The sequence below is a fragment of the Nocardioides sp. Z35_8 genome (genome assembly GCF_059621125.1).
On sequence record NZ_JCAQIE010000001.1, the window covers coordinates 912,389 to 927,186 of the forward strand.

Annotated in this window: 10 protein-coding genes and 2 tRNA genes; 11 read left to right on the forward strand and 1 reads right to left on the reverse strand. The window is 68.3% G+C overall.

From position 1 onward, the window contains the following. Window positions 1-125 precede the first annotated feature (125 nt). The 8 genes from gyrB (at window position 126) to AC54T2_RS04425 (ending at window position 8,912) form a co-directional block, all read left to right on the forward strand. Window positions 126-2,324, forward strand: a complete 2,199-nt coding sequence (gyrB, locus tag AC54T2_RS04390; protein WP_496665623.1) for a DNA topoisomerase (ATP-hydrolyzing) subunit B — start codon at window positions 126-128, stop codon at window positions 2,322-2,324. Between the two features lie 60 nt (window positions 2,325-2,384). After that, entirely contained in the window at window positions 2,385-5,135 is a 2,751-nt protein-coding gene (gene gyrA, locus AC54T2_RS04395; protein WP_496665624.1) for a DNA gyrase subunit A, read from the forward strand. A gap of 3 nt (window positions 5,136-5,138) precedes the next feature. Continuing rightward, window positions 5,139-5,684 (forward strand): DUF3566 domain-containing protein, encoded by a 546-nt coding sequence (locus AC54T2_RS04400; RefSeq protein ID WP_186339692.1) that lies wholly within the window; start codon window positions 5,139-5,141, stop codon window positions 5,682-5,684. 70 nt (window positions 5,685-5,754) lie between these two features. Then, window positions 5,755-5,828 (forward strand) — tRNA-Ile (locus AC54T2_RS04405). Between the two features lie 35 nt (window positions 5,829-5,863). After that, window positions 5,864-5,989: a DLW-39 family protein gene (locus AC54T2_RS04410; RefSeq protein WP_222129345.1), complete on the forward strand. Its 126-nt coding sequence runs from the start codon at window positions 5,864-5,866 to the stop codon at window positions 5,987-5,989. Window positions 5,990-6,016: 27 nt separating this feature from the next. Continuing rightward, window positions 6,017-6,089 (forward strand) — tRNA-Ala (locus AC54T2_RS04415). A gap of 170 nt (window positions 6,090-6,259) precedes the next feature. Beyond that, window positions 6,260-7,087: a nuclease-related domain-containing protein gene (locus AC54T2_RS04420; RefSeq protein ID WP_496665625.1), complete on the forward strand. Its 828-nt coding sequence runs from the start codon at window positions 6,260-6,262 to the stop codon at window positions 7,085-7,087. Window positions 7,088-7,211: 124 nt separating this feature from the next. Then, window positions 7,212-8,912, forward strand: coding sequence for a hypothetical protein (locus AC54T2_RS04425; protein WP_496665626.1), 1,701 nt, complete (start codon window positions 7,212-7,214; stop codon window positions 8,910-8,912). Here the strand turns inward: AC54T2_RS04425 and AC54T2_RS04430 are convergent. After that, on the reverse strand, window positions 8,842-12,015 hold the full coding sequence (locus tag AC54T2_RS04430; RefSeq protein ID WP_496665627.1) for a DUF3427 domain-containing protein: 3,174 nt from the start codon (window positions 12,013-12,015) through the stop codon (window positions 8,842-8,844). The two genes, AC54T2_RS04425 and AC54T2_RS04430, sit on opposite strands and share 71 nt — an antisense overlap. Before the next feature lie 366 nt (window positions 12,016-12,381). On the opposite strand from AC54T2_RS04430, the gene leuE reads away from it, so the two are divergent. From leuE to AC54T2_RS04445, 3 genes are all read left to right on the forward strand, one after another. Beyond that, the gene (gene leuE, locus AC54T2_RS04435) at window positions 12,382-13,053 is read left to right on the forward strand and encodes a leucine efflux protein LeuE (protein WP_496665628.1); all 672 of its coding nucleotides are present in this window, start codon (window positions 12,382-12,384) and stop codon (window positions 13,051-13,053) included. Between the two features lie 118 nt (window positions 13,054-13,171). Further along, entirely contained in the window at window positions 13,172-13,504 is a 333-nt protein-coding gene (locus tag AC54T2_RS04440) for a YciI family protein (RefSeq protein ID WP_496665629.1), read from the forward strand. Window positions 13,505-13,597: 93 nt separating this feature from the next. Beyond that, entirely contained in the window at window positions 13,598-14,791 is a 1,194-nt protein-coding gene (locus tag AC54T2_RS04445; RefSeq protein WP_496666253.1) for an RNA polymerase sigma factor, read from the forward strand. Window positions 14,792-14,798 lie beyond the last annotated feature (7 nt).

Below are 14,798 nucleotides of genomic sequence, written 5' to 3' on the forward strand. Positions count from 1 at the left end.
CGGGCGCCCTGACGGGTAATATGGGCGTACGAGTCGCAGATCGTGTTGCACCCGCAACCGCCGCGACTCGACTCATGTCGAGCGCCCCCGGGCCAGGTCCGGGGCGATGAGCAGAAGGCTGTGCCTTGAGCGAACAGAACCACGAGTCCACCCCGGCCACCCCCGACTCCGCTTCTGCTCCCGATCCGTCCGACGCCCAGCCCACGGAGGCCGAGCGCGCCGAGGCCCTCGCCGCCGCCGTGGAGGCCACCGTCGAGAAGCGGTCCACCACGGCCGTCGACGAGGGCGTGGAGTACGACGCGTCCGCGATCCAGGTGCTCGAGGGCCTCGAGGCGGTGCGCAAGCGCCCCGGCATGTACATCGGCTCCACGGGCGAGCGCGGCCTGCACCACCTGATCTGGGAGATCGTGGACAACGGCGTCGATGAGGCGCTGGCCGGCTTCGCGACCCGCATCGTGCTCACCCTGCAGGCCGACGGCGGCGTGCGGGTCGAGGACAACGGCCGCGGCATCCCCACCGACACCGCCCCCGGGCAGGACATGCCGGCGCTCACGATGGCGCTGACCATGCTCCACGCCGGCGGCAAGTTCGGCGGCGGCGGCTACAAGGTCTCCGGCGGCCTGCACGGCGTCGGCGTCTCGGTCGTCAACGCGCTGTCCTCCCGCCTGGTCGCGGAGGTCAAGAACCGCGGCCACCTGTGGCGCCAGACGTTCCACCTCGGCGTGCCGGAGGGCGACCTCGAGCAGGTCCGCCCGATGGAGCCCGGCGAGCAGACCGGCACCACGGTCACCTGGTACGCCTCGGAGGACATCTTCGAGCACACCACCTACAGCCTCGAGACGATCACCTCGCGCCTGCGCGAGATGGCGTTCCTCAACAAGGGCGTCGAGTTCGTCGTGCGCGACGAGCGTCCCGACGCCGACGCGCGCGCCGACGCGGTCGAGGACGACACCGTCACCGACGAGGTCGACGCCGGCCACGACGCGATCAAGCGCGCGGAGACCGGGGGCCTCGAGCAGGTCTTCAAGTACGACCGCGGCCTCGTCGACTACGTCGAGCACCTCAACCGCCGCAAGACCGTGGCCAACCCGACCGTCATCTCCTTCGAGGCCGAGACCGCTGAGGGTGCGAGCGGGCAGCACATGAGCCTCGAGGTCGCGATGCAGTGGAACACCTCCTACACCGAGTCGGTCCACACCTTCGCCAACAACATCAACACCCACGAGGGCGGCACCCACGAGGAGGGCTTCCGCGCCGCGCTCACCTCCCTGGTCAACAACTGGGGCGAGGAGTGGGGGCTGATCAAGAAGAAGGAGGACCGCGTCTCGGGTGACGACATCCGCGAGGGCCTCACCGCGATCATCTCGATCAAGCTCGGCGAGCCGCAGTTCGAGGGGCAGACCAAGACCAAGCTCGGCAACACCGAGGCCAAGGGCTTCACCCAGCGGGTCATGAACGACCAGCTCGGCGCCTGGCTCGAGCAGAACCCGGCCGAGGGTCGCGAGATCGTCCGCAAGTCGCAGGCCGCGGCCAGCGCGCGCCTCGCCGCCCGCAAGGCCCGCGAGCTGGCTCGCAACCGCAAGGGCCTCCTCGGCGGCGGCGGCCTGCCCGGCAAGCTCAGCGACTGCCAGTCGACCAACCCCGCCGAGTGCGAGGTGTTCATCGTCGAGGGCGACTCCGCCGGCGGCTCGGCGCGTCAGGGACGCGACCCGCGGATCCAGGCGATCCTGCCGATCCGCGGCAAGATCCTCAACGTCGAGAAGGCCCGGATCGACAAGGTGCTCGCCAACGCCGAGGTGCAGGCCATCATCTCCGCGCTCGGCACGGGCATCCAGGAGGAGTTCAGCCTCGAGAAGCTGCGCTACCACAAGGTCGTGATGATGGCCGACGCCGACGTCGACGGCCACCACATCAACACGCTGCTGCTCACGCTGCTGTTCCGCTTCATGAGGCCGCTGATCGAGCACGGCTACGTCTACATGGCCCAGCCCCCGCTCTACCGGCTGCGCTGGAACAAGCCGGCCGAGCACGAGTTCGTCTACTCCGACGCCGAGCGCGACGCGCTGCTCGCCGACGGCCAGGCGCAGGGCAAGAAGCTCCCCAAGGAGAACCCGGTCCAGCGCTACAAGGGTCTCGGCGAGATGAACGCCGACGAGCTGTGGGAGACCACGATGGACCCCGACGCGCGCCTGCTCAAGCAGGTCACCCTCGCGGACGCCGCCCAGGCCGACGAGATCTTCTCGATCCTCATGGGCGAGGACGTCGAGCAGCGCCGTTCGTTCATCCAGCGCAACGCCAAGGACGTTCGATTCCTCGATATCTAGGTCTCTAGAGACATCTAAGAACTGACCTAGACATCGATAGAACGCAGGAGAGAAAACGAGATGACCGAGATCCCCACCGACCTCACGGGCGGACCCGGCGACGGCGGCACCGACCGCGTGCAGCCCATCGAGCTGCAGACGCTCATGCAGCAGTCCTACATCGACTACGCGATGACCGTCATCGTCGGGCGCGCGCTGCCCGACGTGCGCGACGGGCTCAAGCCCGTGCACCGCCGCATCCTCTACGCGATGTACGACGGCGGCTACCGCCCCGACCGCGGCTTCTCCAAGTGCTCGCGCGTCGTGGGCGACGTGATGGGTCAGTACCACCCCCACGGCGACTCGGCGATCTACGACACCATGGTCCGCCTCGCCCAGCCCTGGGTGCTGCGCGCGCCGCTGATCAACGGCCAGGGCAACTTCGGCTCGCCGGGCAACGACTCCGCCGCCGCCATGCGATACACCGAGTGCCGCATGGCGCCGCTGGCGATGGAGATGGTGCGCGACATCGACGAGGACACCGTCGACTTCCAGCCCAACTACGACGGTCGCTCCCAGGAGCCGACCATCCTGCCCAGCCGCTTCCCCAACCTGCTGGTCAACGGCTCGGCCGGCATCGCGGTCGGCATGGCGACCAACATCCCGCCGCACAACCTGCGTGAGGTCGCCGAGGGAGCCATCTGGGCGCTCGAGCACCCCGAGGCCACCAAGGAGGAGCTGCTGGACGCCCTCCTCGAGCGGATCAAGGGCCCCGACTTCCCCAACGGCGCGCTGATCGTCGGCCGCCAGGGCATCGAGCAGGCCTACCGCACCGGGCGCGGCTCGATCAGCCAGCGGGCCGTCGTCGAGATCGACGAGGACTCCAAGGGCCGGGTGATGCTGGTCATCAGCGAGCTCCCCTACATGGTCAACCCCGACAACCTCGCGCTCAAGATCGCCGAGCTCGCCGACTCCGGCCGGATCCAGGGCATCTCCGACGTCCGCGACGACACCAGCTCACGCACCGGTCAGCGCCTGGTCATCATCCTCAAGCGCGACGCCGTCGCCCGGGTCGTGCTCAACAACCTGTTCAAGCACACCGAGCTGCAGAGCAACTTCTCCGCCAACATGCTGGCGCTGGTCGACGGGGTGCCGCGCACCCTGCCGATCGATCAGTTCATCTCGCACTGGGTCACCCACCAGATCGAGGTCATCCAGCGGCGCACCCGCTTCCGCCTCGCGGAGGCCGAGCGCCAGGCGCACATCTACCGCGGCCTGGCCAAGGCGCTCGACGCCCTCGACGAGGTCATCGCCCTCATCCGCCGCAGCCCTGACGTCGAGGAGGCGCGGAGCGGGCTGATGAGCCTGCTCGAGATCGACGAGGTGCAGGCCAACGCCATCCTCGAGATGCAGCTGCGCCGCCTCGCCGCCCTGGAGCGGCAGAAGATCATGGACCGCCTCACCGAGCTCGAGCGCGTGATCGCCGACCTCGAGGACATCCTGGCCAACGAGGCCCGCCAGCGGCAGATCATCTCCGACGAGCTGACCGAGATCGTCGACAAGCACGGCAACGACCGGCGTACGCAGATCATCGCGGCCGACGGCGACCTGTCGATGGAGGACCTGATCCCCGACGAGGACCTGGTCGTCTCCATCACCCGCGGCGGCTACGCCAAGCGCACCCGCGCCGACCAGTACCGGCTGCAGAAGCGCGGCGGCAAGGGCGTGCGTGGCGCGACGCTGCGCGGCGACGACGTCGTCCAGCACTTCATCGCCACCACCAACCACCACTGGCTGCTGTTCTTCACCACGGCCGGTCGCGTCTACCGCACCAAGGCCTACAACCTCCCCGAGGCCGCACGCGACGCCAAGGGCGGCCACGTCGCCGGCCTGCTGAGCTTCCAGCCCGACGAGGACATCGCCCAGGTGCTGGCGATCCGCGACTACGACCAGGCGCCCTACCTCGTCCTGGCCACCCGCACCGGCCTGGTCAAGAAGACCAAGCTCGGCGACTACAACAGCCCGCGCCAGGCCGGCGTGATCGCGATCAACTTCCGCGAGGACGACGACGAGCTCATCGGCGCCGAGCTGGTCAACGCCGACGACGACATCCTGCTCGTCTCCCGCAAGGGCCAGGCGATCCGGTTCCGCGCCGACGACGACCAGCTGCGGCCGATGGGTCGCGCCACCGGCGGCGTGCGCGGCATGAAGTTCAAGCACGACGACGACTCGGTGCTCTCGCTCTCGGTGATCCGCGCCGCCCAGGTCGCGGCCGAGGAGGCCGCCGAGGCCCGCCTGGTCCAGGAAGGTGCGTCGCCGGAGGCCATCGAGGCCGGCGACCTGCCGGAGGTGAAGGAGCAGTACGTCTTCACGATCACCGACGGCGGCTACGCCAAGCGCACCCGGATCACCGACTACCGCACCACCAACCGCGGTGGCGTCGGCATCCGCGCGGTCAAGCTCGCCAACGAGGACCGCGGCGGCCTGGTCGGCGCGTTCATCGTCGAGGAGGGTGACGAGGTCCTCTCGATCACCAGCGGCGGGCAGGTCGTCCGCAGCCCCATCGACGCCAACTTCCGGGCCACCGGCCGCGACAGCCAGGGCGTGAAGTTCGTGACGCCCAAGAAGGGCGACACCGTCGCCGTCGTCGCCCGGTCGGTCGAGGCCCGCGAGGACGAAGAGGTCGAGGAGCTGGCCGCCGAGAGCGCCGCCGAGGTCGAGGCAGCCGCCCGCGAGGCCGCTGCGGAATCGCCCGACGTGGTCGACGGTGCAACAATCGATGGTCAGGACGCTGTGGAAGCAGCCCCCTCCGACGACGACACCGAGGAGTGATCCATGTCGGAACGCACCGCGACGCCCCGCCGCACCTCCGGCGGAGAGCCCGCCAAGAGGTCGCTGACCGGTCGGCTCCAGGACACGCTGTCCAGCGCCGCTGAGGAGCACCGGGCCAACGCCGGACCGTCGTCGGGGCGGAGCAGCCGCGCCCGGCGTACGTCCGGCCGCCAGCCGCGCCGCGCCCGCCTCCGGCTGACCCGCATCGACCCCTGGTCGGTGATGAAGACGGCGTTCCTGCTCTCGGTCGCCTTCGGTGTGGTCACGTTCGTCGCGATCTTCATGGTGTGGTCGGTGCTCGGCGCGGCCGGCGTGTGGGACTCGATCAACTCCGCCGTCGGCAGCATCGTCGAGGGCGACAGCGGCAACTCGTCCTTCGACGTCACCAACTACGTCGGCATGTCGCGGGTGCTCGGCTTCACGCTGCTCGTCTCGGTGGTCGACGTCATCCTGCTGACCGCGATCGCGACCCTCACCGCCTTCCTCTACAACCTCGCGGCCGCCCTCCTGGGCGGCATCGAGGTGACCCTCGCGGAGGACGAGAAGTGAGTCGCGACCTCGATTGGCACGGCCTGACCGCGGTCAGGTAACCTTCGGCGTCGCCGCTTGCGGCGTGCACGGGCCTATAGCTCAGACGGTTAGAGCGCTTCCCTGATAAGGAAGAGGTCGGAGGTTCAAGTCCTCCTAGGCCCACTCCATCCCCTTCGCTCCGCTCTCGAGGAGAGTCCATGAAGAAGCTCCTGCTGGTCGCCCTCGCTGCCGCCGGCGCGGTCCTGGCGAAGAAGAAGATGGACGAGGGCAAGAACGAGCAGGCCCTCTGGGCCGAGGCCACCGACACCGTCGAGAAGGCCTGAGCCCACCTCCGAGCGCCAAGCGCTCACGGGGCCTTGGCGCAATTGGTAGCGCACCTGCTTTGCAAGCAGGGGGTTAGGGGTTCGAGTCCCCTAGGCTCCACAACCAAAACCGCAGGTCAGCCTGGGTTTGTTCTTTTCTGGAGTATTCCGATCGACTTCGAGATCGGGCTCTAGGGGGACTGGTGGGGGGAAGGACCACTCTCGGCCCCGTGCCTCGGCAAATTTGCGAAATCCAAACATGGTCGCAGGCTCGTCGTTACGGTCCTGAGCGTGGATGACGCGGTTAGGACGGACGAGAAGCGGATGCGCCTGCGATACGCCGGGGCGTGCCGCGTCTGCGACGTCGAGCTGCCTCCCAAGACCGAGGCGATCTACGAGCGGTTGACGAAGACCGTGCGATGCCTGCACCACGACCAGTCGCGTGTCGACGTGCCCACTGTCGAAGACCCGATCCACCCCGGCACCCCGGGTGGTTCCGCTCGGCGAGAGTTTGAACGGCGCGAGCAGAGTAGGGAACGACGGATCCGGGAGAAGCACCCCAGGTTGGGCGGGCTCATCCACGCACTGACCGACGAGCCGCAGTCGACCAAGTCATGGGACACCGGCGCGCTCGGCGAGGAGCGACTCGGCAGGCGTCTCAACGAGCTCGCCTCGAACACTCTCCGCGTCCTGCACGACCGGCGCATTCCTGGGAGCAGGGCGAACATCGACCACCTGGTCGTCACGCCCACCGGCGTGTTCGTCATCGACGCGAAGAAGTACGCCGGACGGCCGCACCTCAAGGTCGAGGGCGGACTCCTCCGGCCGCGTGTCGAGAAGCTGATGGTCGGCAGCCGCAACTGCACGAAGCTCGTCGACGGCGTGCTAAAGCAGGTCGACATCGTCCGCAGCGTGGTCGGCGACCAGGTCGCAGTCCAGGGCGTGCTCTGTTTCGTCGAGGCGGACTGGCCGCTGATCGGCGGCTCGTTCACGACACGCGGCGTCGAGGTGATGTGGCCCAAGAAGTTGTATCCGCTGCTGCAGGCCGGCGGTGCATCGGACGTCGATGGCCTCGAGGATGTGCACAGGCGGATAGCGTCCGCCCTGTCGCCGGCCTGACCGCGTTCGGGGCCATTCGAGAGTCGCGTCGTTCGATTCGCGGCAAACGCGCGTGTCTTTCGCTACCGCCGCCCTCTGGCCGCATGGCCAGTTGCCACCGCGATGCACCACTTACGGGGAGATCATGGCTGAAGAGTCCTGGCATGAAGCACGGCTCATTCCCACCTCGGGAATCAATGGCGCTGAGGAGCAGGAGCGACGCGCGACGTCGGCGCTTCTGGCAGTGTTGTCGGCGGTCAAGGAGTTCGGCCGCGGCTTCGTCAAGCCGTTCGGTGCTCCCGTTGGCGCTCTTGAGTGCTTCATTGAGGTGCCATTCATGCTCGGAGAGAAACGCCTCTACCCGGACGGCCTGATCCGGGTATCGCGCGGGTCGAACACATGGACAGCACTCGTCGAGGTCAAGACGGGCCCCAACCAGCTCGCGACTGAACAGTTGGAGAACTACCTCGACATCGCCCGCGACCATGGCTTCAACGCTGTCATCACCATCTCGAATGAGATATCCGCGGTCGCTGGACTGCACCCCACCAAGGTCGACAAGCGCAAGCTGAAGAAGGTCGCCCTTCACCACGTCTCGTGGTCGCAGGTACTTGCCGAGGCGGTCATGCAGAAGGAGTTCCGTGGCGTCGCCGACCCAGATCAAGCCTGGATCCTCGGTGAACTGATCCGCTACCTCGAACACAGCAAGTCAGGCGCGCTGGAGTTCGACGACATGGGTGAGGCCTGGGTCGGGGTCCGTGACCAGGTCACAACAGGGACCCTGCGCACGACTGACAAGGGCATCGCCGAGGTTGTCGCCCGATTCGACGCCCTGCTGAGGTTCGCCAGCTTGCAGCTCGGTCGTCAGCTCGGCACCGAGGTCGTTCCCGTTCTCTCTCGCAAGGAGGCCGCTGACCCATTGGTCCGCGCCCAAGCCCTGACGGAGTCCCTATGCGCGACCGGTCAGATGTCCGGTGCCATTCGGATCCCTGACACGGTGGGGCACTTGGTCGTGACCGCGGACCTTCGCGCCGGACGGGTGACCTGCCACGTGGACGTCGACTCGCCGCGCGAGGGCCGTCCCACCACTCGCGTGAATTGGCTACTGCGCCAGCTGAAGAACGCGCCGGACGGGACAAGAATCGAGGTGTTCGCCGCACATGCACGCGGGTCGCAAGCAGCGGAACTCCTGTCCACGGTGCGCGAGAACCCAAACAGTCTCGTCCTCGATCCGGCCAAGGAGTTGCGGACGTTTCGTCTCGCAGTCTCGGGAAACCTGGGTATGAAGCGCGGGCGCGGGCGCGGATCGTTCATTGACTCCGTGCTGACCACAGTCGACGCCTTCTACGTCGAAGTGCTGGGAAACCTGCGGGCCTGGTCTGCGGCGCCGCCGAAGCTCCGCCCGGCCAGCGTCGAGCCGACCGAAGTCGACGACTCCGTACCGTCAGCGTTGGTCTCTACCGACTATTCATCCCAGGATCGAGCCCAAGAGGGCCTTGATCAGGCGGGCGTGCACCATCAAGCATCGGACCATGTGGACGCTCCGTCGCGCATCCCCAGTGGCGGCTCGACATTGGAGTGCGGACTGAGGCGGTGGGGTGGACACGGGAGAGGTTCGGCGCGGCAGGCTCACAGGGCTTCGTCTCCCAGCGCTGCCTGCATCGCTGGGACCCGGCGTTCACGCCACCCTAAGCGACCACCCACAGCAGAAGACCCCCGATGTGTACAGCCCCGGGTCCGCATCGCTCTATTGCCTCAAACGGCTCTCATGCTGCCTAGCTTGTCGCTAAGAGATTGGTCGCTTCAAAGATCATTTCAGGCAGCGGCTGACGCAGCCGCCAAGTGAGTGCGACAGGACGATCGCCCTCGAGGTCGCCATACAGATCGACTTGGCCGAAGCAGCGGAACGTACCCTCGACGCCTCCACTGCTTCGCTCGCGCACAAAGAGCAGTCGGTGTTTGGAGGCCTCAGGTCCGTCACCTATGCATCTCAGCATCGCTGGCGTGTGCTGGCGCCAGTTGTTGGGCGACTCCCAGTGGAATAGGTCGGCCGAGACGGCGTGATCCTTGTACTGAACGTGCGAGGCGAACGAGGCATCGTCCTTGTTCAGTGTCACGAACATCAACTGCGTGCGAAGGTCAGGAACGAAGTAGACGCCCTCGCGATGCTCTTTAGGCTTGTCGATCGTGCTGACGCCCATAGCCGCGAACACCTCGGCGCGTGTGTAGCGCGCGTGGGCCATCAGCGGCACCTGATCCAGTCCGGCGAGATCCGTGACTGTCGCATCGCGGGCTGAACCGGTGAGAGTCAACAACTCGCTGATCTCTTCGCGAACTGGATCGTGGCGCCAAAGCTGCTCGAAGCCTGTTTCGAGACTGGCGGGTGTCATCCCCAGCAGGTGCATCAGTTGCATCGCCAGTCGAGACTCAGAGACGGAGAGCTTCTCCGCAACCGGGGACGCCGGACGGCTGAGCCACGTGGTCCAGGCGTTGATCCGCGGTGGGTCGGTCACGTGCTGCAGGAAGCCGACGCGCTTGAGCAGGTCGGCCTCCTCCTGCCGCAGCTTGGGCTCGGAGGGTTCGGCGGGTACGTCGAATCCGCCGGCGGCGCGCAAGAGCCGTGTCCAGGAAACCTTGCGTTGATCAGCGGCGTACAGCTGTTCGACGGTGCGCTCAGTCGACTCAAGGAACTCCGCCAGTGACTTTGGCTGTGTCCGAAGGAGGTCCTTCTTGAGGCCCGACAGCCCTGCGCCTGGGGCAACGGCCTTGAGCCGCGCCAACACCCGCTCACGTGCAACGCGTTCGAGGGTGAGGGAGCAGCCAGCCGGTAGGAATGGAAACTCTTGCTCGGCTTGAGCGCGTAGGCTCCCGCGGGTGGGGTTGATTAGCGCACGGAACCGTTCCTCGAAGCGGTACTCCGCGCGGTGCTGGCCGATGAAGTCGAGCACCAGGCAGGTCGACTTTCCCGGCGAAGTTCGCAGTCCGCGACCCAGTTGCTGCGCGAAAAGCACCGGACTCTGGGTGGGGCGCAAGAGCAGGAGCGTGTCCACGTCGGGGGCATCGATGCCTTCCCCCAGTACGTCAACACTGAAGACCACTTGAAGCTCACCCGCCTTGAGCCGAGCCATGACCTCGTCGCGGTGAGCTTGATCGTGGTGACCCTCGAGGTAGTCGGCCTTGAAGCCCCGACGGGTGAACTCGGTCGCCATGAACTGCGCGTGCGCGACCGACACGCAGAATCCCAGTCCACGCATGGACGCGGGCACGTCGACCCACCGCTCAATCGCCTGGACAATCAGGCGCACGCGCTCGTGATCCCCGGTGTAGAGCTCGGCTAACTCGCCGACCGCGTAGTCACCTCGATGCCAGGGCAACTGGCGGAGATCGGTGCCGTCGTCCACACCGACGTACTCAAACGGCGCAAGCAACTGGTCGTCGACTGCTTCCCACAGCCGCAACTCGGTGGTGTACTCGCCGCCAAAAAGGTCGGCAACGCCGACTCCGTCGGTCCGCTCAGGTGTAGCGGTAAGGCCCACGATCTCGCTGGGGTCAAAGTGCTCGATGACCTCGCGCCAGGACGACGCGGAACCGTGATGCGCCTCGTCGATATAGACGACGTCGAAGTGATCGCTTGGCACCGCGGCCAGCCGGCGGTGCAACGTCTGCACCATGGCGAAGACATGATGGTCGGATGCCGGCGGCGCGGCGCTGCCCGTGAGAACCTCGCCGAACCCCGGGTCCTTCAACGCCCTGCGAAACGTGTCACGCGCTTGATTAAGGATCTGCTCACGGTGAGCGACAAAGAGCAACCGCGGCCTCGGTCGCCCCGGGACGCAGAGGCGCGCGTAATCGAGCGCGGCGATCACCGTCTTGCCTGTGCCGGTTGCGGCGACAACCAAGTGTCGGTGCTCGTCGAACGACTCGCGTCGATGCTTCAGCGTGTCAAGAACCAAGCGTTGGTGGGGCCTTGCCACCAGCAGCATCTCGGCATACGCGTCAACAAGCTGCTGATTGAGCTGGTCGATTGTGCGCTGTGCCGTCCGGCTGATGGCGCGGTGCGCGTAGCCCTTGGCGTCGAGCAGGGCCGCGTCGAGCCGCGGCCGGTCGGCCAGCGAATAGGGCTCGTAAACCGCGGTGTGCCAGTAGCTCTCGAAGGTTTGGTGAATCCGACCGAGGACCGCGGGCGCGTCCGCCCTGGCGAGGCGAACGTTCCATTCAAGCCCGGAGTACAGGGCGGCGTCCGACAGGTTCGACGAGCCTACGCACGCGGTATCGAGCTCGCCCGGGCGGCGAAACAGCCAAGCTTTGGCGTGCAGCTTCGTCGATTGACCTTGATAGTTGACTCGGACGTCGGCGCCGAGCGTCACCAGCTCATCGAGGGCCTTCGCACTGGTCGCCCCGAGATACGTCGACGTAATCACGCGTACCCGCCCGCCCCGCTCGATCAGGGCCCGGAACTCGTCCTTGAGCGGTTGGAAGCCGGTGTATCCGACGAAGGCGCAGATGAGGTCGACCTCGTCGGCGCAGCGGATCTCCTCCTTCAGCACGGCGCCAAAGCCGGGCTCGCCAGCGCCGTTCACGAGAAGCTCGCTCGAAGTGAGCGGGATCATCGGGTGGTCGGGCAACGCTCCCCGCGTGAGTCCCACAGGGTGGCGTACTCCCTTGAGGAGTCGTGGAGGGTGGCTCACGCGATCACCCGCGAAGTCCGCCCCTAGAGCCACGATCGCGGCGTTCACCAACGTGGTCCCAGACTCGACGGCTTGGGTGTCAGTCGGGGTCCGCATCCGTCGAGCCACGCGCAGCAGGTGCTTGCCCAGTCGTTCGACGGCGTCGCTAGCACGCAGCGGGTCGGAGATCAGCTGCTCCTGATCCAGTTGGGCTAGAAGCTGACTCAGCTCCTCGGTGACCAGCTCATCCCGCAAGCCCGGCCTGAGTGGATCCTGTGCCACGCACTCCCCCTGGAATCGACGCGGACGTGCGAGTTTGGCGGTGAGCTTAACCCTGACGCACTTAGATCCGATCACTTCGTCACGACCGTACGTGGGACCGACGCGCCTGGGCCGACACTCGTCCCGACAAGGTGGTGCCCTGCACCGGCGCCGACCTGGCCGCCGCATGGAAAAGCGAGTTGCAGGACCTCGGCTTCACCCCGCCGCCCACCTCAAGGTGTCAACCGAACTCGGGGCAGACCTCGAGTCCCTAGGCTCCACCAGACCAGACCCTCCAGCCGGGACTGCGCCCAGCCCGGTGTGACGTCGCTTCCACCGCGCGGAATCCGCTGGGCGCGACCGCCGGCCAGGTCGCACACTGGTGCCGTGCTGGGCATCACCGACCTCCCGACCTACCTCGTCGGCCTCATCCTCATCATCCTGCTGCCGGGGCCGAACTCGATCTACATCCTCTCCGTCGCCGCCCGCCGCGGGGTGCGGAGCGGGTACGCCGGCGCGGCGGGCGTGTGGACCGGGGACGCGGTGCTGATGACGCTCTCGGCCGCGGGGGTCGCCTCGCTGCTCCAGGCCAACCCGGCGGCGTTCGCGGTGGTGAAGTGGGCGGGTGCGTCCTACCTGCTGTGGCTCGCGATCGGGATGCTGCGCACCGGGTGGACGACGTGGCGCTCGCGGGTGCCCGTCGCCGAGCAGATCGCCGACGCGGCGCACGAGGCCGGCGTCGAGCCGCAGGGTCGGGGCGAGCGGCCCTACCGCCGCGCGCTGGTGATCAGCCTGCTCAACCCCAAGGCCATCTTGTTCTTCGTCGCGTTCTTCGTGCAGTTCGTCGACCCTGCCTACCCCCACCCGGTGGTGTCGTTCCTCGTGCTCGGCTCGCTGGCGACGCTCGCCAGCGCGACCTACCTCAGCGTGCTGATCTTCGCCGGCAACCACCTCGCTGCCGCGTTCCGCCGTCGCCGGGCGCTGTCGGCGGGCGCCACGTCGGCCGTCGGCGCGGTGTTCGTCGGGTTCGCCGTCAAGCTCGCCCTCGCCTCCGCCTGACGCCAGGCGGGGACCGGAGGAAAGACGTCGTCGCGCGGTGTCGTATCCCGGCCACGTCGTTCGTGGTAGGGGTGAGAGGCCGCCCGACAGGGGCGGCCACCGAGCACAGGAGAACGACATGCACTACCTCCTCAGCGTCATCGGCGACACCGACAACCCCGCCGACGACTCCGCGCCCGGCGCGATCGACGCGTTCAACGACCGGATGCGGGCCGAGGGCCGCTGGGTCTTCGCCGGCGGCCTGACCGGTCCCGACGACGCCACCGTGACGGACAGCCGCGGCGGCGAGCCGGTGTTCAGCGACGGACCGTTCGTGGAGTCCAAGGAGTTCCTCGCCGGCTTCTGGGTGCTCACCGCCGACGACCTCGACGTGGCCCTCGCGCTGTCGGCCGACGCCTCGCGCGCCTGCCACCGCAAGGTCGAGGTCCGCCCCTTCGGCGGCGTCGCCTGATCCGTGACGCCGCCCGACGTCGACCCTGACTCCGGCCGCGGCGACGACCCCGACGGCGTCCTCGCCCGGGTCCACCAGGACGAGTGGGCCCGGGTGGTGGCCGCCCTCGCGCGGCGCTTCGGCGACCTCGACGTCGCGGAGGAGGCCGCCGCCGAGGCGTTCGCGACCGCCGTCGAGCGGTGGCGCGCCGACGGCGTACCACCGAGCCCGGGCGCGTGGCTGACCACGACGGCCGGCAACAAGGCGCTCGACCGCCTGCGCCGCGAGGGCAGGCGCGAGGCCAAGCAGAGGCAGGCCCACATGTTGTCCGACCAGCTCTCCGATCCCCCGGAGCCCACGGGCGCCGTCGCGGACGAGCGACTCCGGCTCCTGTTCACCTGCGCGCACCCCGCGCTCGCTCCGGAGGCGCGCGTCGCCCTCACCCTGCGCCTGGTGGGCGGGCTCACCGTCGCGGAGATCGCGCGCGCCTTCCTCGTGCAGGAGACGACGGTGGCCCAGCGGATCACCCGCGCCAAGGGCAAGGTCCGCGCCGCGCGCATCCCGTGGCGGGTGCCGGACGCCGCCGACCTGCCCGCCCGGGTCGACGGGGTGCTGGCGGTGCTCTACCTCATCTTCAACGAGGGCTACCTCGCCACCACCGCCGACGCCGAGCCCGTGCGCGCCGAGCTCACGGGGGAGGCGATCCGGCTGACGCGGCTGGTGCGCGAGCTGCTGCCCGACGACGGCGAGGTGGCCGGGCTGCTCGCCCTCATGCTGCTCATCGAGGCTCGCCGTGAGGCGCGGGTCTCGGCCGGCGGTGAGCTGGTCCCCCTCGACCGCCAGGACCGCGGCGCGTGGGACCGGGCGCTCGTCGAGGAGGGGCACGCCCTCGTGCGGGAGCGGCTCGCGTCGGGTCGCCCGCCCGGGCGCTACCAGCTCCTGGCCGCCGTCAACGCCGTGCACACCGACGCCGCCGACGCCCGCGACACCGACTGGTCGCAGGTCGTGGCGCTCTACGACCAGCTCGCCCGCCTCGACCCCTCGCCGATCGTCAGGCTCAACCGGGCGATCGCGCTCGCCGAGCTCGACGGCCCGCACGTCGCCCTCGCCGAGGTCGAGGCCGTGGCCGGGGCGCTCGCCGGCTACCACGCCCTCCACGCCGCCCGCGCCGACCTGCTGCGCCGGATGGGCCGCAGCGCGGAGGCGCGGAAGGCCTACGACCGGGCGATCGAGTTGGCCGGCAATCGCGCCGAGATGGCGTACCTCACTCGCAGGCGGGACGAGCTGGCAGGCGCCGCGGGAGGGTGACCGGACG

What these genes read in the sequence shown, in the direction of transcription:
- AC54T2_RS04400 (WP_186339692.1), top strand. Translation starts at nt 5,139, where the DNA reads ATGTCGGAACGCACCGCGACGCCCCGCCGCACCTCCGGCGGAGAGCCC.
- AC54T2_RS04425 (WP_496665626.1), top strand. Translation starts at nt 7,212, where the DNA reads ATGGCTGAAGAGTCCTGGCATGAAGCACGGCTCATTCCCACCTCGGGA.
- gyrA (WP_496665624.1), top strand. Translation starts at nt 2,385, where the DNA reads ATGACCGAGATCCCCACCGACCTCACGGGCGGACCCGGCGACGGCGGC.
- AC54T2_RS04410 (WP_222129345.1), top strand. Translation starts at nt 5,864, where the DNA reads ATGAAGAAGCTCCTGCTGGTCGCCCTCGCTGCCGCCGGCGCGGTCCTG.
- AC54T2_RS04440 (WP_496665629.1), top strand. Translation starts at nt 13,172, where the DNA reads ATGCACTACCTCCTCAGCGTCATCGGCGACACCGACAACCCCGCCGAC.